Source organism: Methylophaga sp. UBA1464 (genome assembly GCF_002325665.1).
Taxonomy (GTDB): Bacteria; Pseudomonadota; Gammaproteobacteria; order Nitrosococcales; family Methylophagaceae; genus Methylophaga.
This window is the reverse complement of record NZ_DCSO01000013.1, coordinates 1-709: the sequence shown is the minus strand read 5'-3', so window position 1 is coordinate 709 and position 709 is coordinate 1. Positions and strand designations below refer to the sequence as shown.

General features: G+C 45.4%; 1 protein-coding gene. It reads left to right on the top strand.

Going from position 1 to position 709, the window contains the following annotated elements; translation table 11 throughout:
* Positions 1-87: 87 nt before the first annotated feature.
* A partial coding sequence (locus B3O33_RS01165; RefSeq protein WP_292362765.1) for a hypothetical protein occupies positions 88-709 on the top strand: 622 nt, incomplete at its 3' end.

Genomic DNA, 709 nt, shown 5'->3' with positions numbered 1-709 from the left:
ACACTCAAGCCAGACTGCCAGCTCAAGTTCAAGCCTATCTCCAGGTAGAAGGCTTAAAGGACGTTCAACCTCAGGAGAGATTATTTGATGCGATGGCATAAGCTTTTGCTGATATGCGGTGTTTTTTTTGTTTTACCAGGCTGTGCGACGGATTCGACTGCAGGATCACCGAATATTTCCAGCTTCGCCAAAAGTAATATTGACGATGTCATTGAACTGCACCAGCAGCGGCTGATGCAGGATCTTAAAACGTTGACCATCAAACTGTATCAGCGTAATCCCAATCAGCGTCATGATCGTCATTTGCGTACATTGGAAGACAGTGTAGCCAGATTATTCATCTATCCGGCGAATGTCGGTTTTGACAAATGGGATGGTTTTGAACCGACCGAGATCATTCGTCTGGCATTGACCGAAGATTACGATGGCGACAGGGTACTGGCATTTACTGTGGGTATGCGACGGATGTTAATGGCGTCGTATAACAATCAGTCCGAATTTTACTATCTGTCCTCTGTCGATCAGCAAAAGCTTTACAACAGTGCCCGTAACATTGAAATTGCTGCCTGGATGCTGGCGGAAAAACGTGATGAAAATGGTAAACGTTTATTGTTAAGTGACAGTCTGCAGGAAGAATCACGTAATTTAAGCTTTCAGCGCATTATCGGCGGCATGATTGCAACGCAGGATAATCTGGCGGCGATCATCG